The organism is Rhizobium sp. WSM1328 (assembly GCF_057653715.1).
The window spans coordinates 324193-343461 of record NZ_JBYGKO010000004.1; the positions used below are offsets into that span (position 1 = coordinate 324193).

Here is a 19269-nt window from a genome sequence, read left to right on the forward strand (position 1 = left end):
AAGTGCCCTTGGCGCAATCTGCCCCTCTGTGATTTTATCGATGCGGTTGAACCAGATAGATTCGGGTCGCTTTGGGACAGATTGAGATAGGCCTCTTCGAGCACTCCGGATGGGAGCTTGATCTCGAAAAGCGAGAGCTGCGTGCGATGGGCGCTCCGGTACCGCTCGGCAGTCGCGCGTTCGAAATCCTCGAAACACTTGCAGTTTCTTCGGGTAGGATCGTTACGAAAGACGAGCTGATGAAGCGCGTCTGGCCTGGAATGGTCGTCGAGGACAACACCCTCCAGGTTCATATCTCTGCAATAAGGCGCGCGCTTGGAAAGGACCGAGACTTGCTGCGTACCGTGTCCGGTCGCGGATATCGACTACTCGGCGAGTGGACGGAACCCGAAAAGCGGTTTGCCGATCCGACGTCCGCCACGCTCGTGCGGTCGAGCGAACGAGAGGATTTTGTTACTAACATCCCCTCGGCAGCGTCCGAGCTGATCGGCCGTCAGGCTGCAATTTCTCATATCGTGACGCTCATGTCGGCCTATCGAATTGTAACCCTGACGGGACCCGGTGGGATAGGGAAAACCGTGCTCGCGTCCGAAGTCGCCCGCCGCCTGCAGCCGACGATCGATGGGGATGCATTTTTTGTGGAGCTGGTTTCCCTCTCGGATCCAAATCTTGTTCCCACTACACTTGCACAGGCTCTCGATCTGCGCCTTCAAGGCGACGACGTCTCTGCCGAGCTCGTTGCGCGGGCAATTGGTAACCGGAAAATGTTGCTTCTAATCGACAATTGCGAACATGTTGTCGATGCAGCTGCCGAGATGGTCGAGGCGATGCTGCGCGCCTGCCCGAACGTTTCGGTTCTCGCAACGAGTCGGGAACTTCTCAGGATCGAGGGGGAGTTTACATATCGTGTTCCCCCGCTTGATGTGCCCGCGAACGAAAAGGTTGGTGATCCGTTAACGCACAGTGCGGTTCAGTTGTTTGTCGCCCGAACGAGGGCGTTGCAGTCCGACTTTACGACGAGCAGGGACAGGGTCTCGATTATCGCGGGTATTTGCCGGCATCTGGATGGAATTCCCCTGGCCATAGAGTTCGCCGCCGCCCGTGCTGCCACGTTGGGGCTTCAACAGATCGCCGGCCGATTGGATGACCGTTTCGTTCTTCTGACCGGCGGACGCCGTACTGCCTTGCCTCGACACCGCACGCTTCGGGCCGCGCTCGATTGGAGCTATGAACTATTGCCCGAAGGAGAGCGTCGCCTTCTGCACAGTCTCTCCGTATATCCCGCAGGGTTTACCTTGGAGGCCGCGATGGCCGCCAGCGGGGAGGACGAGGAAGAGACCGCACTCGGGCTCTCGAACCTCGTCACGAAATCGTTGGTGACCTTCGACGGAACGGAGGCAGCCCCGCGGTGGCGTCTTCTGGAGACGGTGCGGGTCTATTCGCTGGAAAAGCTTGGAGGGGGCACCGACTATCGAATGACGATGAGGCGGACCACGGCCTTCTTCCATTCGTTATTTCAGCCATTTTCGAGTGAAGACTCGCTGCAGTCGGCAATCGATGGTCTGGGGCCGTATCGCCGAGAGATCGATAATCTCCGAGCCGCTTTGACTTGGGCGCTTTCTCCAGAGGGCGATGGAAAGCTCGGAGCAGGCCTCGCCGCAATTGCCTCCGATTTCTGGACCGCGACCTCGCTCGTGTCCGAGTCAGGCGAATGGGCTAAAAAGGCGCTCTCCTGCCTCGAAGGAGAGGAGGGGGGACGTACGGAACTGGTCCTACAGTGCGCCCTGGGCTTCGCGATGATTTATACGCAGGGTATGAGCGAGCAAGGTAGAGCGGTGCTCGCACGCGCCCTAACACTCGCTGAAACGTTGGATGACCAGGACTACCGGCAACGCGTTACTTGCGCCCTCTGGCTTTTTAGCGCTCGATCGGTGGAGTTGGATGATGCGCTTGTTTACGCGCAAGAATACGGGAAAGGCGCTGGCGGAGGCGATGCGAGGTCACGCGCCACGGCAGCTTGGCTGTCGGGCATCCCGCAGACCTATCAGGCTCACCACGTGGAAGCTCATGACCGACTTGATTGGGCGGCGAGGAATTCGCCGCCCAACAATCGTCGTACGGATATGCTCAGGCTCGGGGCGGACATTCGGACGTCCTCAATGGCTCATGACACCGTCAACTTGATCTCGTTGGGCCGATTGGAGGTGGCTTCTCAAGCATCCGAAGACTCAGTCGATGAAGCCCGTGCAACCAAGCAACCATTCGTATTTTGCGTCGCGTTGGCCTGGGCGTCCGCCTTCGTGTCACTCAGTCTGGACAACGAAGCGCGAGCACGACACTGGGGCGAAGAACTCACTGCACATGCACTACAGCATGGTCTAAAACCGTTCTACGCAGTTGGCATATGCGTCCGAGGCAGCCTGGCGTCGCGTTCAGGCTCGCCCGCGGAGGGGATCGACGCTCTTCAAGCCGGCATTCGAGACATGCAAGAATCCTCGTATCTACTGTTCTATCCGTTTTTCATGTGTGAACTCGCAGCCGCGTTGCAGGCGGCCGGACGTCTGGACGAGGCGCTCTTGGAGATCGACAGAGCACAGAAATTTTCAGTGGAAAAAAGCTACCGCTGGATAATGCCCGAACTTCTACGAAAGAAAGGCGAGATCATCGCAGCACAAGGTGCGAACGAGAGCTTAGCCGTAGACCTCTTTCGGGAGGCTGGCCTAAGAGCATCCGCTCAAGGCGGTTTGTATTGGGAACTTACAGCGGGCATGAGCTACGCGGAATATCTGGCCAGCCGCGGTGATCTTCGAGCGGCACAAGAAATCCTTCGTCCCGTCTACGAGCGGTTCCGCGAAGGACTGTCTACCCCTCGACTTTTGCAGGCGAAGAGGTTGCTCGGCGCGAAGCAATGAGCTTCGTAGATCTTTGACTGATGCTTCGACGCGGCTTCGAAACTGCACGGCCACGTTGTTGCCCGCTCGCTGACGAAGCCTAGGAATACGAAAGTATTGGCAATACCTATGTGCAACAGCTTCCCTCTCTGCTGGTTGCCATAGTGGGCTCCTAGCCAGGCCGTTTGTCGGCGGGTGTCAGGAGAACACTATGTCTCACAGGTACCGCAAGCCGTCGGGCAGTATCTTCCCAGGCGTCGCAATCTTATTCGCAATGGCAGCTCTGGTTGGCGCCCTGGTGTCGATACAGCGGCCAGCGGCTCCGATCCGCGTCTGGGTACCTGCCCAGTCCGGTGAATCCCGTTTAGGCGGGGCAAAATCGCTCTCTACGTGCTCACCAGTGTGGGCCGGCTGCAATCCGTCGAATCCTGTATAACCTATAGTATCAAGGGCGCCGATATGATGAAGCTGCATTACAGCATGTGCGGGGCAGTGCTAAGCTCGGAGCACGTGTCCATGATGCGTGGTCTGCTCAAGGAGCATTGCGAGAACCGACAGTACGATAGACAAAGCGCCGAAGCCGAGGATGCGGCGAGGGGCCTTCTTTGGTGGTACCAGAACGGAGTGACCGAGCAAGAGAGGCTCAGGCACCTACTCGCGATCAGCGTGGTTCGCGGGTCTTGAGGCAGACCTACATGACAAACTGACGCCTCTAGCCGTCTCGGTGTTTGTCAATCTGCGAGTTTCACCCTGACTGGCACTCCCTTGTAGGACGGCGTACCGGACTGGCGATCGAAGTGTCGGAGCGAGATGACGACGTTCATCTCTGGATAGTAGCCCGCGATGGAACCCTTCGGAATGTCGTAGGCTACCGCCGTGAAACCGCTAACGAGATGGTTTTCATCAACCTCGCCAATGAGCCCTCGGACCTCGATGCGATCGCCGTCCTTAAGGCCTCGACCCGCGAGATCTTCCGCATTCATAAAAACCACGTCGCGCCGACCGAATACGCCGCGATAACGATCGTCCAATCCGTAGATGGTGGTGTTATATTGATCGTGACTTCGAATAGTCGTCAGCATCAAGGCGCCTTCGCTCTCGGCGGGCGTATCCTCGGAGAGACCGGGAGACGGGAGGAACTTCGCCTTTCGCTCAGGCGTGTTCCACCGGCGAAATGAAGCAGCGACGTCAAGTCTAAAGCCGCCCGGTTTGCGCACGCGAGTATTGAATTCGTAGAAGTCGGGAAACACCTCCTCGATCTTGTCGCGGATGTGGTCGTAGTCCGCTACCATGCCCTCCCAGTCTATGCCATATCGGTCACCAAGCGTAGCTCTTGCAATCCCTCCGATGATTGCCGGCTCGGATCGGACAAGTTCGCCAGGTGGGTGAAGAAACCCTCGCGAAGCGTGAACCATGGACATCGAATCCTCGACAGTGACCGCCTGGCGGCCGGATGCCTGGATATCGAGGTCCGTCCGTCCTAGACACGGCAGAACGAGAGTGGTCTTCGCGGTCAGCAGATGGGAACGGTTGAGCTTCGTTGCGATATGGACGGCCAGATCGAGGTTCCGCATTCCCGAAAATGTGGCCCCGGAATCGGACATCGCGACCGCGAGGTTGCCGCCAAGACAGATCATGGCCTTCGCTCGGCCATCGATGGCGGCCTCAACGGCCTCGATCGCGTTGTGACCTTTGTCGCTCGGAGGGCGAAAACCAAAGGCGCGTTCCATGCCATCGAGTAGCGCCTTGTTGGGAATTTCGGTTATTCCTACCGTCCGATCTCCTTGAACATTGGAGTGGCCTCGGATGGGCGCGATTCCCGCACCCTCTCGACCAATGTTTCCTCGCAGCATCAGGAGGTTCGCGATGTGCTGGACGTTGTACGTGCCCTTGGCGTGCTGTGTGATGCCCATGCCATAACAGACAATTACGTTCCTCGCGTTCGCGTAGACGTCGGCAGCGCTCTCGATGGCCTGCCGGGTTAGGCCACTGATCGCGACTATCTCTTGCCAACTAGTCGCATCGATATCGGCACGTAGGATGTCGAAGCCAGAGGTATGTTCTTTGATGAAGGGCCGATCAAGTATGCCAATGCCGCCTGCAGCGAGACTTGCCGCGTCGCGTTCGAGCACCGCCTTCATCATACCTTTCAAAACGGCCAAATCCCCGCCGACACGGACTTGGTGGTTGTGTTTAAGCATGGAATGTTGACCCCTCTGGCGGGGTAATACTTATCCAATTTTGACCCCCCTTGGATTTCATCCGACCATCCGGCTTTTGCCAGCGGATGGGGTGGGGAGTTGAAGAGAGTGGATACGATTGCCCGTGTCCGACGAGCCTTCCATGTTCAGGGCTGGTCGGTGAAGAAGATCACCAGAGAGCTGAATGTTTCGCGTAATACGGTTCGCAAAATCCTGCGTTCTGATGCGACTGAGTTTGCCTACAAACGAAAACATCAACCGTTGCCCAGGATCGGAGCCTGGAAGGGTGATGTTGAACGGTTCCTCATTGCCAACGAAGGTAAGCCTTCACGCGAACGGCTGACGCTGATCCGGATTTACGAGGAGGTCCGGGCACTCGGCTACGATGGCAGTTACGATACCGTTCGCCGCTATGCCAAGGCCTGGGCAAAGAAGCGAGGGACGGTAACGGCCGAGGCCTATGTTCCGCTCTATTACGCACCCGGTGAAGCATATCAGTTCGACTGGAGCCACGAGATCATTCTGATCAACGGGGTGACGACGACCGTGAAGGTCGCGCATGTCCGGCTCTGCCACAGTCGGATGATGTTCGCGAGAGCCTATATGCGCGAGAGCCAGGAGATGGTGTTCGATGCCCACGACAAGGCCTTCGACTTTTTCCGGGGTACTTGCACACGCGGAATCTACGACAACATGAAGACGGCGGTAGAGGCCGTCTTCATCGGCAAGGAACGGCAATATAACCGCCGTTTCCTGCAGATGTGCAGCCACTATCTCGTTCAACCTGTTGCCTGCACGCCTGCATCCGGATGGGAGAAAGGACAGGTCGAGAACCAGGTCGGGCTGGTTCGAGAGCGCTTCTTCACACCGCGTCTTCGGGTCAAAAGCCTGGATGAGCTGAATGTCTGGCTGCTCGATAAGTGCATCGCCTACGCCAAGGCACACCGTCATCCCGAACAGACCGAGCGAATGATCTGGCAGGTGTTCGAGGAGGAACGTGGCAGCCTCGTGCATTACGTCGGGCCGTTCGATGGTTTCCACAGCGTCCCGGCCTCGGTGTCGAAGACCTGCACGGTCCGTTTCGACAACAATAAATACTCTGTTCTCTCGACTGCCGTCGGCCGCCCTGTCGAGGTTCATGCCTATGCCGACCGGATTGTCATCCGACAGGACGGGGTGAATGTCGGAGAACATCAGCGTTGCTTTGGCCGGGGCGAGACAGCCTACAATCCGTGGCACTATGTACCTGTTCTGGGTCGCAAACCCGGCGCTTTGCGCAACGGCGCACCGTTCAGGGACTGGGTGTTGCCAGCGGCGATGGAGAAGGTTCGCAAGCGCCTGAAGAGCGTCCATGACGGTGATCGGCAAATGGTCACCATTCTTGCATGCGTTCCCACCGACGGTCTGACGGCCGTCGATGCGGCCTGCCAGGAGGCGCTGGACCACGGCGTCTGCTCTGCCTCGGTGATCATCAACATTCTGGCTCGTAGTCGTGACCCGGCTCCGACCGTCACTCTTCAAACCCCGGACGCGCTTCGATTGACCCATGAGCCGGTCGCCGACTGCGCACGCTATGACAGGCTCAGGAGGGCAAGCTGATGGAACGCACACAGGTTCTCGAACTGATGAGCACGCTGAAGCTCTACGGAATGCGCAGCGCTTATGACGAGGTCATGGGCAACGGTATCAAACGGCAGCACGAGCCGCCGCGTATCGTCGGTGACCTCCTGCAGTCGGAGATCGCCGAGAAGCAGGCCCGGTCCATTCGCTACCAGCTCAGCATCGCCAAGCTGCCGCTTGCCAAGGACATCGATGACTTCGACTTCGCCGATACGCCTGTGAATGAACCCCTGGTGCGGGAGCTGGCTACCGGCACCTTCGTCGCCGACCAACGTAACGTCGTTCTCGTCGGCGGCACGGGAACAGGCAAGAGCCACCTGGCCATTGCGATTGCCCGCGCCCTGATCCGTAACGGAACGCGTGGCCGCTTCTTCAACGTCGTCGATCTCGTCAATCGTTTGGAAACGGAGACGCGCAGCGGAAAGCAGGGCCGGACGGCGGACTACCTCAACCGTCTCGACTTCATCATCCTCGATGAACTCGGCTATCTACCCTTCGCTCAGGCCGGAGGTCAGCTCCTGTTCCACCTGATCAGCAGGCTCTACGAGCGCACCTCGATCATCGTCACCACAAACCTGGCCTTCGGTGAATGGCCAACGGTATTCGGCGATGCCAAGATGACGATGGCACTTCTCGACCGCCTGACGCACCATTGTGAGATCGTCGAGACCGGAAACAAATCCTGGCGCTTCAAGAACCGCTCTCAAAGCTAAAGCCGAAGAGCCCCATCACCCGCACTTGGCCTACCCTCTGCAACCCCGGCCAGCGCCGGGCAGGCCAAGCGCTAATCTACAGCATAGGGGGGTCAAAATTGGATAAGCAAAAGGGGTCAATGTTCGGTGCTGATTGACACTTGGTGGTAGGCCGAAGCGATCGGCGTTGAGGACATGGTGACCATCTCTACCGGATCTTGAGGCGCGGCGAACCGCTCAAGCGCGCGCTCCTTCAAGGGGTTGAAGACGATGATTGGAACGCCTCGGCGCGCCGCCTCATGCAATGTCGTCATCATGCGCGGATGGTTCGTGCCCGGATTGTGCCCAAAGCTGAAGATCGCGTCCGCATGATCGAAGTCTTCGAGCGTGACGGTTCCCTTGCCGACGCCGATGGATTTCGGAAGCCCCACGCTGGTGGCTTCGTGACACATGTTTGAACAGTCGGGAAAATTGTTGGTGCCATAGGCGCGGACGAATAGCTGATAGAGGAACGCTGCTTCGTTCGAGGCACGGCCGGAGGTGTAGAACTCGGCCTGGTCCGGATCGTCGAGCTTGTTCAACTCGGCTGCGATCAGCGCAAATGCCGCATCCCACGCGATCTGTTCGAAGTGATCGGTGCCTTGGTCGTACCACAACGGCAGAGTCAGGCGGCCGGCGTCTTCGAGCTCATGATCCGTCCACGTCCAAAGCTCGGACCGGCTATGCTGCCTGAAGAACTCGGCGTCGGTTCGCTTCGCGGTGGATTCCCACGTAATCGCCTTGGCGCCGTTTTCGCAGAATTCGAATGACGACGTGTGCTTGGGGTCGGGCCATGCGCAGCCTGGGCAGTCGAATCCCTCCGGCTGGTTGGCCTTGAGTAGAGTTTTGCTGCCTTGCGCGACGATCTGCTGGTGGGCCAGCGTCTTCACGACGGCCTTAAGCGCGTCCCAGCCGCCAGCCGGGTGGTCGTAACGTTCGATTCCATCCGGACGTTTGTTCTTCATGACAGTTCCTTCATCGCTGGTGGCATTTGTCTGATAGATATTGGTCGCCAGATCCGCGTGAGCGCACGCGACGCCTGCTTGGGAAGTTCGACTTCAAACAAAGGCCGTCTCCGGGCGGGTGGAGACGGCCTTGGCGGAGCCTTGGAGGATCCGCGCGCTCCAACAGAGGGGAGGAGTGCTGGAGCGCTGTGCTCCTGAGAGCTTCTCGCCCTGGAGGGGTGGGGCGATGAGTAAAGCTAACTCGTTCACGCAGCCCGCATAAGTGCACTTTGGTATTGGACGTTCGCTGCCTCAAGCGACGGTCGTGAATGCTCGGACAGCTTTACGAGGGACGTTGCTCTGGGTCACGTGCCATTTCGTGCTGGTAAGCAAACCAGCCTGTGGCTTCCCTGTTTCTGACCTTGGTGCGAAGAGCCTCGATCGCGAGGCCGAGGTGTCTGCCTCGTTCGTGCAGTTCTCCTGCGGTGCTGAGTGGAGGCTCGGACGGTTCGGCTATTATTTTCGTGTTTGACATTTGTCTCGCCTGTTCTTGCGGTGCCGCGTTGGGTTTCGTCGCAGCCCTTTGGCGCTACGCAGGGAGGCTTATGATAAATCCCTCGGCTCGACGCGGCTACGGTACGATGGTGTCGTACATCCAACCTACGGCGTCCTGGCCGCTTCCAAGCCGTCGATACCTAAGTGCAATGGCAGGCGTGGTGCGAGTTCATAAGCTTGGGACGCGTGTCGCCACCTTTAGGATCCGTCGGCGACCATCTCAAAGGAGCACTGATATGGATAGCGAACTGAGACCATCCAGCAAGGAAGCCCCGCAGTCCCTCTCGGGAGTTGCGATGACACTCGAGCTTGCGGTGATCGCCGTCTCCGACGTCGACCGAAGCAAACTTTTTTATGCAGCTCTCGGATGGCGTTTCGATATTGATTTTCAAGGCGACGACTACCGCATCGTGCAGTTCACTCCGCCTGGATCTGGATGCTCCGTGATGTTCGGGCAGAATATAATTACGGCCCCCTCTGGTTCATCGCGGGGATTGCACCTGGTCGTTTCGGATCTGCCGGCAGCACGTAGCGATCTCCTATCTCGAGGCGTCGAAACGAGCGAGCCATTTCATGACGTCGGCGGAATTTTTCATCATTCCAACGGCGTGGGCATCACGGCTGGACTAAATCCGGAGCGGAAAAGCTACGCATCGTATTTCATTTTTCATGACCCGGATGGAAACGAGTGGACTGTTCAGGAGATCACGACCCGCCTGCCGGGACGCAAGGGAGATACCGCATTTACGAAGGAGCTAACTAAGGCGGTGTGGGGATAGCGAGCTGGTCCACGGCCGCCGACGAGCGCGCTAACAATTATGCCGAAAAACGGTTCAGTGACTGCCGCTGCCTGGCAATTCTCCCGATGGTCGATAGCATCTAAATCAATAGCACCGACGCCGAGGGCGACGGGCGGCCCGACAAGGACCGATGCAATTGAAAGGATGTATATCATGAGCAATCAGCAGAAGGTCGCCGTCATCACCGGTGCATCGCAGGGCATTGGTGAAGGTCTGGTCCGCGCCTACCGCGCGCGGAACTACCACGTCGTCGCTACCTCGCGTTCAATCAAACAAGGGTCCGACGATGGCGTGCATGCCGTGGCGGGCGACATTTCCAACTCCGAGACCGCAGAGCGCGTCATCCGCGAGGCGATTGACCGTTTCGGTCGGATCGACACGTTGGTGAACAATGCCGGCGTCTTCACTGCCAAGCCGTTCGTCGACTTCACTCAGGAAGATTATGATCTGAACTTCGGCGTGAACGTTTCGGGCTTCTTCCACATTACGCAACGGGCTGCGAGGGAGATGCTCAAGCAGGGCTCCGGCCACATTGTCAGCATCACGACCAGCCTCGTAAACCAGCCGGTGTCGAGCGTCCCCACGGCCCTTGCTTCGCTCACGAAGGGCGGTCTTAACGCCGTCACGAAGGAACTGGCGATCGAGTTCGCCAAGACGGGCGTCCGGGTGAATGCCGTGTCTCCTGGCATCATCAAGACCCCGATGCATGCTCCAGAGACCCACGAATTCCTCTCCGCGCTGCATCCCGTCGGCCACATGGGCGAGATCAGCGACATTGTCGACGCTGTGATCTACCTCGAAGACGCAAGCTTCGTCACTGGAGAGATCCTCCATGTCGACGGTGGCCAGAACGCCGGCCGCTGGTAGGTCTCGAATATCACGCGGGCGCGTGGCGTGGATACGCCGCGCGTTCTGCATGCGAGTGAAGGAAAGACAATGGAAATTGTACTAGCCGCCGATCCGATGTGCTCGTGGTGCTATGGATTCGGCAAACAGATGGGGCTGCTGCTTGAGCGGCGTCCGGACCTATCCCTGAAGATCCTCCTCGGTGGATTGCGCGCGGGCGCGACCGACGTTCTCGATGACGCGGGCAAACAGTTCAGACTGCACCACTGGGGCAAGGTCGAGGATGCCAGCGGCGTACCGTTCAACCGAGAAGGCTTTCTTGCCAGACAGGGCTTCGTCTACGACACCGAACCCGTGTGCCGTGCGGTGGTGGCCGCCCGCATTCTTAGACCGGAAGCCGATCTTCTGAGCGTCTTCCGGGCATTCCAGCATGCCTTCTACGTCGACGCGCTCGACACGACGGACGGAGCCACATTGGCTGAGACCGGTTCTCGCGCGCTCGCTGAACTCGGTCATCCCGTCAGCTCGGAGGAATTCCTGGCAGAATGGAATAAGCGTAGCACGATCGAAGAAGCCGCAACGGACTTCGCGACGGTGCGAGGAATGGGTGTTTCAAGCTTCCCGACCTTGTTCTTGAACAAGGCTGGAACTCTCAGCAAGGTCGGCGCTGGGTATGCGCATGTCGACGAACTTGAGAAGCACCTCGCTGCAATGGCCGCCTAGCAGATCGACGAAGCCATCGAACAAGGAGAATAGCAAATGCCCATAGTCACCGTGCAAGTAACCCGTGAGGGCACGACCCCAGATCGCGCGTCGGTAACTCCCGAGGAGAAAGCCGCAATCATCGCTGGCGTCAGCCAGGTCATGCTCGACGTCCTCAACAAGCCGCTGGAGTCGACTTACGTGGTGATCGAGGAAGTCGACTTGGACAACTGGGGGCTGGGGCGGCCTTCCAACCGTCCAATACCGGAAGAAGAAGGCTGAAGGCAAAGCCTGACCTCACGGTATTCCAGAGGAAGAATATGCACGCCGCCGGTGATCACCGGCGGCGTGTGCGTTTTTCGCTGCCGGCCGGATCTAACTGAACGCAAGGAGCCGAAGCTCTCAGTTCGGCAAACAGGATGCGGAGCATGCCGTGAGCGAAGTGGGTTCATCCCAGCCAGCCGGCGTGCCTGGTGCTGCGGCAAGGATCCGCCATCGCTTCTCCGTGCCGTCGAGGCGTCGGAAATACCATCGTGCAATAGCCTTGGCCCCCTAGCAGGAGGACAGTTCTCAGCGACACTGTTTTCGGCAATTTTGGAGACACCAATGCCTCTCGTCAAAATCCATATCCTGAAAGGTCGTTCGCCACAGGAGGTCGACATGCTGCTTGATACCATTCACGACGTCGTCGTGGAGACTTTCGGCGTTCCGCGGAGAGACAGATACCAGATCCTTCAAGAGCACGAGGCGTCGAATATTCGCGCGCTTGACACTGGGCTCGACATCACCCGGACCGAGAAGTTCCTACTGCTCGAAATAACCAGCCGCCCGAGGTCTCGAGGTGCCAAGGTGGCCTTCTATTCAAGCCTCACGCGTGCGCTCCAGGCTCGCTGCGACGTGGCGCCATCTGACGTGATGGTCTCTCTGCATATCAACTCGGACGAGGACTGGTCGTTCGGCATGGGCAGCGCGCAGTTCCTGACGGGCGAGCTGTGATAGGCACACACGTCTCGGTCTGGTAGGCCCACCAATACCAAGGTATCGGCGATACTAACGTGCACATGCAAATCCGGCTGATCCAAGACATGCTTCCAGTCGTGCAGCCGATCGGCTGCAAATTCAGAAAAGTGGAAGGAGCCTAAGCATGAAGATCCTCATGGTATTCACCTCGCACGACACCCTCGGAAGTACAGGGCGCAAGACTGGTTTTTGGCTGGAGGAGGGCGCCGCACCGTATTACGTCTTCCGCGATGCAGGCGTCGACTTGACACTCGTGTCCCCCAAAGGCGGTCAACCTCCGATCGATCCGAAGAGCGATCTGCCGGAAAATCAGACGCCCGCCATGACGCGGTTCAAGGCCGACGAGGCCGCGCAGAAGGTTTTTGCGAGCACCAAGAAGCTGAGCGAAGCCCGTTCCGAAGATTTCGACGCCGTCTTTTATCCCGGTGGGCACGGTCCCATGTGGGATCTCGTGGACAACCAGGAGTCCATCAAGCTAATCGAGTCCTTTTACAACTCCAGCAAGCCGGTGGCGGCAGTCTGCCACGCGCCGGCCGTGCTTCACCGCGTCACCTATAGAGGCGCTCCGATCGTCAAGGGAAAGCGGGTGACAGGCTTTACCAATGGCGAGGAGGAGGAAGTGCAACTGACGAAGGTCGTTCCTTTCCTTGTTGAGGACGAGCTCAAACGTCTCGGCGGTCTCTATGAGAAGAAGGCGAACTGGGAGAGCTTCGCTATCACCGACGGCATGTTGATCACTGGGCAGAACCCGGCATCTTCCACCGCGGGTGCGCAGGCCCTCATCAAGCTTCTCACCAGTTTGAAAGCCGGCGCCGTCGTCGCCTAGGCTGATCATCGGTAAGCGAAAAAGAGGTCGCCAGATGGTGTATCTGCGGCCTCTTTGTGGGCTCGTGGAGGATCAAGTGGAACGGCCAATTCAGGTTTCTGACAAGGTGGCCGGCTTTGGTTTTGAGAAATGCGCGGCCGGCCTGTTGCGTTGCGCCTGTTGGTCGCCAGCGCACGAGTTTGGACGAGCTCTTGAATGCCTGGCCGAGCATGTGAATTTTCGTCACCCTGCTGGGGGCGCTGAGAGGTCGCTCCACGGGTGCGCCCCAAGCGGAACGGCTTGCCGGGGGCAGTCGGTCCTCGTTGCGAGCGGCGCTCTGCTAACCCTCTTGCGGCTACCCTTTTAACCGGTCAAGCCGTGCGCGAACTGGCGCCGGCGCGGACGCGCCTTCGCCTGGTATGCTCATTGTTTGGAGGGGCGCCTTGCCGTGGCCGGCACGGCCGCGCGTTAAGCTTGGGCCTGCGGCAGCGACCGCCCGCCACGATGCTGTTACGGATTTTTGGCGCCACGTGGCCGATCGCGAGCCATTTCGCTCGGTCGCCGGACAAGTGTTTTCGGACCAACAACGATCGACCATCACCGGCGCGGCTTTGAAAAGGACCGCAGACTGGCCGCGATCTGCCGTGGGCGCGAGCATTTCGTGTATGTTTGGAAAAGATCTCGATTAACCGTATGGCTCGATTAGTATCGGCGAAGGAAACGGACGCTGGACCACGTACAACCGCTGCGATATCCAGTTCAGCAGCATCATTTGGTAAACAAACCACTAAAGGTTTCGCGTGCGCTTTGAAGCATTGAACAGGCTCTGGGAGGGCGTTCGGGAATCCAGCCACGACTTTCGTGCCTCGACCGACATCTTCCCTTCGCTCGATATTGACAAGACCAGTTCCACGCTCGATCTGCGGGCAAAGGGTGCCGAGAACGGCAAGCTTAATCGGCCCGCGCCAAGCGCCGCGTCGCCGGACGAGGTCGAGCAGCGGATAGTCTCTCGGATCGAGGAGGAGAAGGCCGCCTCCTATCAGGTCCTCGAGGATCAATTTCAGACCTTCGAGGGTCGCCTGCGCAATCTCGACTTCGAGGGGCAGTTCGGACTGATCCGGCAAGCCAACGCGTCGAGCGTATCCGACTTCAAGGCCGAGGTGGCAAGTGGCGTCGACGAACTGCACGGGCTGCGCCGCGACCTGAAGGCCGCCGAGGACGAGATGTCATCCTTCAAGGCGAAACACAATCTCGATCGCGCCGCGAAGGTTTCGACCGCCGCCGCGCAGGCGTTCAAGATCGCCCTGATCGTTTTCCTCGTGCTCTTCGAGATGATCATGAATGGAAGCTTCCTCGCCAAGGGAAGCGAGCAGGGGATCGTCGGCGGCGTGACGGAGGCGATCGCGTTCGCCGTCCTCAACATCGGATCGGCTCTGCTGTTCTCGGTCTATTGCGTTCGTTTCCTGGTCCATCGATCCCTGTTTTTCAAGCTGCTCGGGTTCTGTGGGCTGGTCGCCTATATCTGCATCGCCCTGAGCATCAATCTTGCCCTGGCGCATTATCGCGAGGTGTCATCGACCGTTCTTTCCGGAGCCGGCGCGGAAGTTATATTGCGGCTCGGAAACGCGCCGCTGGAGCTTGCCGAACTGAATTCCTGGATGCTCTTCGCCGTCGGACTGCTTTTTTCGATTCTGGCCTTCATCGACGGTTGCTACCTCACGGATCCCTATCCGGGTTTTGCCGGCGTGAGGAAGCGGTTGGACAACGCGCGTGCGAACTACATCGACCGGAAGCTCGAGCTCATCGACAACCTCCGTGACATAAGAGACGATCACAACGCCAAGATCGAGGAGATCGTGCGCGATCTCAGCGGGCGGCGCCAGGAATGCGCGGCCATCATCGCTCACCGGACGCGGACCGTGGGACTGTTTGCGGAGCATCAGAGCAATCTCGAGCGCGCCGCCAACGCGCTGCTGACGATCTATCGCGACGCGAACCGCGCGGGACGGACGGAACCCGAGCCCGGGTATTTTTCCCATCCCTACAAGCTCGAGCGCCTGGCACCGGTGCTGCGCACCAGCGAGGAATGGGATGACGCGGTCTTGAGCGGTCGAATTCAGGCGGCTCAGGCGGAACTGTCGGAGCAGATTCGCAGGATCGGTGCCGAGTTCGAAGCCGCTGTCGAAAATTATCACAAGCTGGACAACATATTCCCGGAGGCCGGCCTTGGCGCGATCCAGCAGGCGTAGCCGTAGGCGGGGTGGCAATTCCGTCGGACTGATTGTCGGCGCCATCGCCCTTGGCTTGGTGTCTGTCGCCATTATCGGCGCGTTCGGGTGGCTCAAATACAGGGCAAGCAGCACCGTGGCGGTCGACAAGGCCTCCCTTTGCCCGGTCACCGGCGCGACGTCCGAAACCGCCATCCTGCTTGACGTCACCGATCCCATTTCCGACACGACGGCGCTTGATCTCAAGAACCAGTTTCAGCAAATCGTGACCAGAGTTCCAGTCGGCGGTGCCATCGATATCTATTCGCTGACCGAGAAGGAAGGCGAGCCGGAGCGTACGTTCCACGGCTGCAATCCGGGCAGCGGCGACCTCGCCGATGAATGGACCAGCAATCCACGACTGATCCAGGACCGTTGGGAAAAGGGCTTTCAAAAGCCCCTCGAGGAAATAGCTGGCAGGCTGGCGTCCGGCAAGGCGGGCGATGCCTCGCCGATCATGGCCGGAATCCAGCGGATCAACCTCGAGGTGTTCTCGAGCCTCCCCGCCGGAACGCCCAGGGCCCTGTTCGTCGCCTCCGACATGATCGAACACACGCCGGCGTTTTCGAACTACCGCGACGGTGTCGCCTATTCTAAATTTCAGAAAAGCGAGGCGCGTGATAAGTTCAGGACATCTCTCGACGGGGTGTCGGTGAAGATCCTCGCGTTTCAGCGTCCAAACCTGAAATTCTCCGCCGAGGAACTGGCCGAATTCTGGAAAGAGTGGATCACAAAGAATAACGGCTACTTCGACGGTTTCATCCGTCTGGAAGGAAAACGCTGATGGCCTCGAGAGAGGTGACAAGATCCGCGATCCGCGACTACGGGCCGCTGGTGCTGTTTGCGCTCACAACCATCGGCGGCATGGTGTTCATCTGGACGGCCAAGCTATGGGGATGGTCGACGGCGGTCGTCACCGTCGTCCCGTTGCTGCTGATGGCAACCTACTTTCTAGCTTCCCTGCTATTGGCGGGCTTCCGGCTGCATAACGAGCAGGCCGGCGACAATCTCTACTACATGGGCTTTCTGTTCACGCTCTCGAGCCTCGGGGTGTCGCTCTATCTATTTGCCGGTGAGACCTCCATCGACACGATCGTGCGAAACTTCGGTATCGCGGTGACGTCGACGATTGCCGGGGTGACGCTCCGGATCCTGTTCAACCAGATGCGTCGCGATCCGTTGGACATCGAGCGCAGTGCCAGGCACGAGCTTGCCGAGATGACCAGGCGCGTCAGAACCGAGCTCGATTCCTCGGCCCGGGAGTTTTCGAACTACCGCAGGGTCAGCAACCAGATGCTGTCGGAGGGGTTCGACGAGATCGCCCGCCAGGCCGAGAAGAACGGCGAAGATATTCGCAAGGCGATCGAATCCCTGTCGAAAGAGGCGATCAAGCCCATTCAGGAGGCGGCGCAGCAGCTTTCGGCCATTATCGAATCCCACAATAAGACCATCAATGACAGCAACAACAACGCGGCGGCGAAACTGACCGAAACCACCGGCCAGCTTTCGACGATCATCGATAAGTTCGGCGGCGCGGTGGAAAGCGTCGGGACACGGCTTGGGGAGATACGTGCCCCGGAAGATGTCATCAAGATCGAACTCACGCCGGTCATCGAGTCCATCAGGGAGATGACCGAGGCCCATTTGAAGCGCATGGAGGCGGATACCGAGCGAGGGCGTTCCTATATCGAGCAGACCAAGGAAGCGCTGCAGCCGCTGCAGACCCTTGAAGAAAAGCTCGACCGTATCGCCAACGCTCTTGAGAAGCCCCCGACACCGTTGCCGCCTGAAGCAGGCCCGAGCCCGAGCACGTACGCTGAGCGTCCTGAGCCGGCCGTTCCGACGGGGGCTGGTTCGGTCTCTGAGGAAACCGCGATCGACTTGGCCAGTCTTGAAGCCTCGCCAGCCAAACCGGTTGAAGTCGATGATAAGCCGCGACCTGCATCAGCGATCGAGCGTAAGAGGTGGTTCAATTGGCAGCGCACATAGCCGAGACCCCGAAGCTCGAGCATAAGGGCTACAATCGCGGCCTCATTCTGGGCCTGACCATGGCCGAATCCATGCTGCTGCTCGTCTTTTGTCTCCTGCTGGTGGCAGCCGCGCTGGTGACTGCCGAAAGGAAAAAGCGATATGAGGCCGAACGGGAGCTGCGGGTCACCGAGCAAAAGCTGGCGGAACTCAAGAAGGACAATTTCGACGCGACCGCCCGGGTGGTCGAACTTCAGGCCAGGCTTGGAGCCGGCAACCTCTCACCCATTGATCGGGAGAAGTTCGAGAAGGAATGGCGGGAACTGATTTCGGCCCGCCAGGCCGTTGATCGCTTGCAGAAAAGCGGGGTCGAGATGTCGGAGCTCGAAAAACTGGCCGCGTTGCGGAAAGTCCTGAACGACAACGGCATAGATCTCGACGCCGCTCCCGCGGAGATCAAAAGGCTTGTCACCGCCAACGCGGCGGCCAAAAGCCCACACGAGTGGCCGCCCATCATCAATCTCAGCGAAGCGGGCGGCTATTATTTCAGGTCAGGCAGCGCCGAGCTGACAAACGAATTTCAGCAGAAACTGGGCACGTCCATCTCCGACCAGATCGCGGATAACCTGTCTCGCTATCAGGTCGACGTCATCGAGGTCATTGGCCATACCGACGAGCAGCCGCTGGCCCGGACAAATTCCAATCTCGACAAAACTTTCATCGATGTCCTGGACAGTAAATTGCCAATCACTGCCCTTGAGCCGGCCGACAACGCCGGTCTGGGACTGGCCCGGGCGATCGCCGTCGCGAATATCCTCAAGGCGAATCCAAAACTGGGGCAAGCAACGGTGCTTCCCATGTCGGCGGCGCAATTGATACTTCCGGGCGATACCGTCACCGTAGGGCAGGCAGGAAATGTCGAGGCCCGGCGACGCATCGAAATCAGGATCCGGAGACGGGCTCAGTCCCTGTCTCCGTGATCAATGGCCCCATTGCGGCGCCCGCCATCCGGCTTTCAGCGCCTGGGCTTCATCACAAAACCAGCGCTCGCCTTTCTTGGTATCGACCTTGGTGCGGTCGTACCAAGGAGACCAAGGCGCATGGTAGATATGGCCGTTTTCGGAGATGTTGCCTTTGATCGGGCAGCCCTTAGGCGCTTGTTGCTCGGCCACGTTCCATCTGTCGGCGCGATAATCCCATGCGGGGATCGTGGAAGCCTGCCAAATCCCCAGGTGCTCGCTGTGGGCCCTTTCCTCGAGTGTGACGTAGTCGGTGGAGTATTTTCGGAATGCCCAGGCGTTGCCCGACGCGACCATTTCGGCATTGATCTCACGCTCGCCGACACGACATACACCCAGCTGTCGTTGATAGATGTCCACTCCGCGATCATCGCAGACGACGTCTCCCGATGCCACCAGTTCCTCCATCGCCGCGATGGCGACCTTGCCGCAGGGCCAATCCCGTCCGGAGAGAGAAGCGCATTTCTGTCCGGCCTCGGGTGCGTCGATTCCGTCGAGCCGAACCGTGATTTGGTCAACAAGGATGGTGTCCCCGTCTATGACCCGCACCGTGGCCGCCGTCGATTCCAGTGGGAATGCCCCGATCGCGAATAGGATGATGACGATCATCCAGCCCGTGTGTCTGAATTTCGTGTTCGCCAATAAGGAGTTGCCTTCTCTGTTCTTCAAAAACGCGTCGCGAGGCGCCCGTTTTCAAATTCGCACGCGAAACCCTCATGCCGGCTTAACGCGGGGTTGCCTTCCCGGGAAAGATCAGGAATTCTCCGAGCGTGGCCGATATTTACGCAATGCGAGACATCGCCCATCCCGCTTCAACTCGCGGCGCGACAACGTGAGAACGGGCTCGTTATCCGAGGAAGCCCGTGAAGGGCAAATCCACACCCGCTTGTCACATTGTCC

The 19269-nt window shown here is 59.0% G+C and carries 12 protein-coding genes and 4 pseudogenes; 13 read left to right on the forward strand and 3 right to left on the reverse strand.

The window, feature by feature from the left end; translation table 11 throughout:
* The first annotated feature begins 71 nt into the window (after positions 1 to 71).
* Complete coding sequence (locus AC2444_RS32755; RefSeq protein WP_017996537.1) at positions 72 to 2912, forward strand: ATP-binding protein; 2841 nt, start codon at positions 72 to 74, stop codon at positions 2910 to 2912.
* A 710-nt stretch (positions 2913 to 3622) separates the two neighbouring features.
* Here AC2444_RS32755 and AC2444_RS32760 read toward each other — a convergent pair.
* Positions 3623 to 5077 (reverse strand): annotated as a pseudogene (locus AC2444_RS32760) (molybdopterin dinucleotide binding domain-containing protein); the annotation flags it as partial.
* Between the two features lie 114 nt (positions 5078 to 5191).
* On the opposite strand from AC2444_RS32760, the pseudogene istA reads away from it, so the two are divergent.
* Both istA and istB read left to right on the forward strand, forming a co-directional pair.
* Positions 5192 to 6758 (forward strand): annotated as a pseudogene (gene istA, locus AC2444_RS32765) (IS21 family transposase).
* Positions 6691 to 7425 carry an IS21-like element helper ATPase IstB gene (gene istB / locus AC2444_RS32770; protein WP_487762925.1) on the forward strand — a complete coding sequence of 245 codons (735 nt, stop codon included), beginning with the start codon at positions 6691 to 6693 and terminating at the stop codon, positions 7423 to 7425. The pseudogene istA and the gene istB overlap by 68 nt, the downstream one beginning before the upstream one ends.
* Before the next feature lie 137 nt (positions 7426 to 7562).
* Here the strand turns inward: istB and AC2444_RS32775 are convergent.
* A pseudogene (locus tag AC2444_RS32775) lies at positions 7563 to 8408 on the reverse strand (molybdopterin-dependent oxidoreductase); the annotation flags it as partial.
* A 770-nt stretch (positions 8409 to 9178) separates the two neighbouring features.
* Between AC2444_RS32775 and AC2444_RS32780 the strand changes: the two are divergent.
* The 10 genes and pseudogenes from AC2444_RS32780 (at position 9179) to AC2444_RS32825 (ending at position 18330) form a co-directional block, all read left to right on the forward strand.
* Positions 9179 to 9721 carry a VOC family protein gene (locus AC2444_RS32780; RefSeq protein WP_017996534.1) on the forward strand — a complete coding sequence of 181 codons (543 nt, stop codon included), beginning with the start codon at positions 9179 to 9181 and terminating at the stop codon, positions 9719 to 9721.
* A gap of 174 nt (positions 9722 to 9895) precedes the next feature.
* Entirely contained in the window at positions 9896 to 10609 is a 714-nt protein-coding gene (locus tag AC2444_RS32785; RefSeq protein ID WP_012763344.1) for an SDR family NAD(P)-dependent oxidoreductase, read from the forward strand.
* A 69-nt stretch (positions 10610 to 10678) separates the two neighbouring features.
* Positions 10679 to 11311 (forward strand): DsbA family protein, encoded by a 633-nt coding sequence (locus tag AC2444_RS32790; RefSeq protein WP_128449778.1) that lies wholly within the window; start codon positions 10679 to 10681, stop codon positions 11309 to 11311.
* A 36-nt stretch (positions 11312 to 11347) separates the two neighbouring features.
* Positions 11348 to 11585, forward strand: a pseudogene (locus AC2444_RS32795) (tautomerase family protein).
* Positions 11586 to 11896: 311 nt separating this feature from the next.
* Entirely contained in the window at positions 11897 to 12286 is a 390-nt protein-coding gene (locus AC2444_RS32800) for a tautomerase family protein (protein WP_128438607.1), read from the forward strand.
* 148 nt (positions 12287 to 12434) lie between these two features.
* A complete protein-coding gene (locus AC2444_RS32805; protein WP_128438608.1) occupies positions 12435 to 13136 on the forward strand; it encodes a type 1 glutamine amidotransferase domain-containing protein in 702 nt (233 codons plus the stop codon).
* Positions 13137 to 13915: 779 nt separating this feature from the next.
* Positions 13916 to 15364, forward strand: coding sequence for a hypothetical protein (locus AC2444_RS32810; RefSeq protein ID WP_128449763.1), 1449 nt, complete (start codon positions 13916 to 13918; stop codon positions 15362 to 15364).
* The gene (locus AC2444_RS32815) at positions 15342 to 16166 is read left to right on the forward strand and encodes a hypothetical protein (protein WP_128449762.1); all 825 of its coding nucleotides are present in this window, start codon (positions 15342 to 15344) and stop codon (positions 16164 to 16166) included. Before AC2444_RS32810 ends, AC2444_RS32815 begins: the two co-directional genes overlap by 23 nt.
* On the forward strand, positions 16166 to 17371 hold the full coding sequence (locus AC2444_RS32820; protein WP_128438611.1) for a hypothetical protein: 1206 nt from the start codon (positions 16166 to 16168) through the stop codon (positions 17369 to 17371). The genes AC2444_RS32815 and AC2444_RS32820 overlap by 1 nt, the downstream gene beginning before the upstream one ends.
* Positions 17356 to 18330 (forward strand): OmpA family protein, encoded by a 975-nt coding sequence (locus AC2444_RS32825; protein ID WP_128449761.1) that lies wholly within the window; start codon positions 17356 to 17358, stop codon positions 18328 to 18330. Before AC2444_RS32820 ends, AC2444_RS32825 begins: the two co-directional genes overlap by 16 nt.
* Here AC2444_RS32825 and AC2444_RS32830 read toward each other — a convergent pair whose 3' ends face one another.
* The gene (locus AC2444_RS32830) at positions 18331 to 18978 is read right to left on the reverse strand and encodes a thermonuclease family protein (RefSeq protein ID WP_245461265.1); all 648 of its coding nucleotides are present in this window, start codon (positions 18976 to 18978) and stop codon (positions 18331 to 18333) included. It lies immediately after the preceding gene.
* Positions 18979 to 19269: the final 291 nt, after the last annotated feature.

Excerpts from the sequence above, each read along its gene's own strand:
- istB (WP_487762925.1), top strand. The coding sequence starts at position 6,691 with ATGGAACGCACACAGGTTCTCGAACTGATGAGCACGCTGAAGCTCTAC.
- AC2444_RS32780 (WP_017996534.1), top strand. The coding sequence starts at position 9,179 with ATGGATAGCGAACTGAGACCATCCAGCAAGGAAGCCCCGCAGTCCCTC.
- AC2444_RS32785 (WP_012763344.1), top strand. The coding sequence starts at position 9,896 with ATGAGCAATCAGCAGAAGGTCGCCGTCATCACCGGTGCATCGCAGGGC.
- AC2444_RS32790 (WP_128449778.1), top strand. The coding sequence starts at position 10,679 with ATGGAAATTGTACTAGCCGCCGATCCGATGTGCTCGTGGTGCTATGGA.
- AC2444_RS32800 (WP_128438607.1), top strand. The coding sequence starts at position 11,897 with ATGCCTCTCGTCAAAATCCATATCCTGAAAGGTCGTTCGCCACAGGAG.
- AC2444_RS32805 (WP_128438608.1), top strand. The coding sequence starts at position 12,435 with ATGAAGATCCTCATGGTATTCACCTCGCACGACACCCTCGGAAGTACA.
- AC2444_RS32820 (WP_128438611.1), top strand. The coding sequence starts at position 16,166 with ATGGCCTCGAGAGAGGTGACAAGATCCGCGATCCGCGACTACGGGCCG.
- AC2444_RS32830 (WP_245461265.1), bottom strand. The coding sequence starts at position 18,978 with ATGATCGTCATCATCCTATTCGCGATCGGGGCATTCCCACTGGAATCG.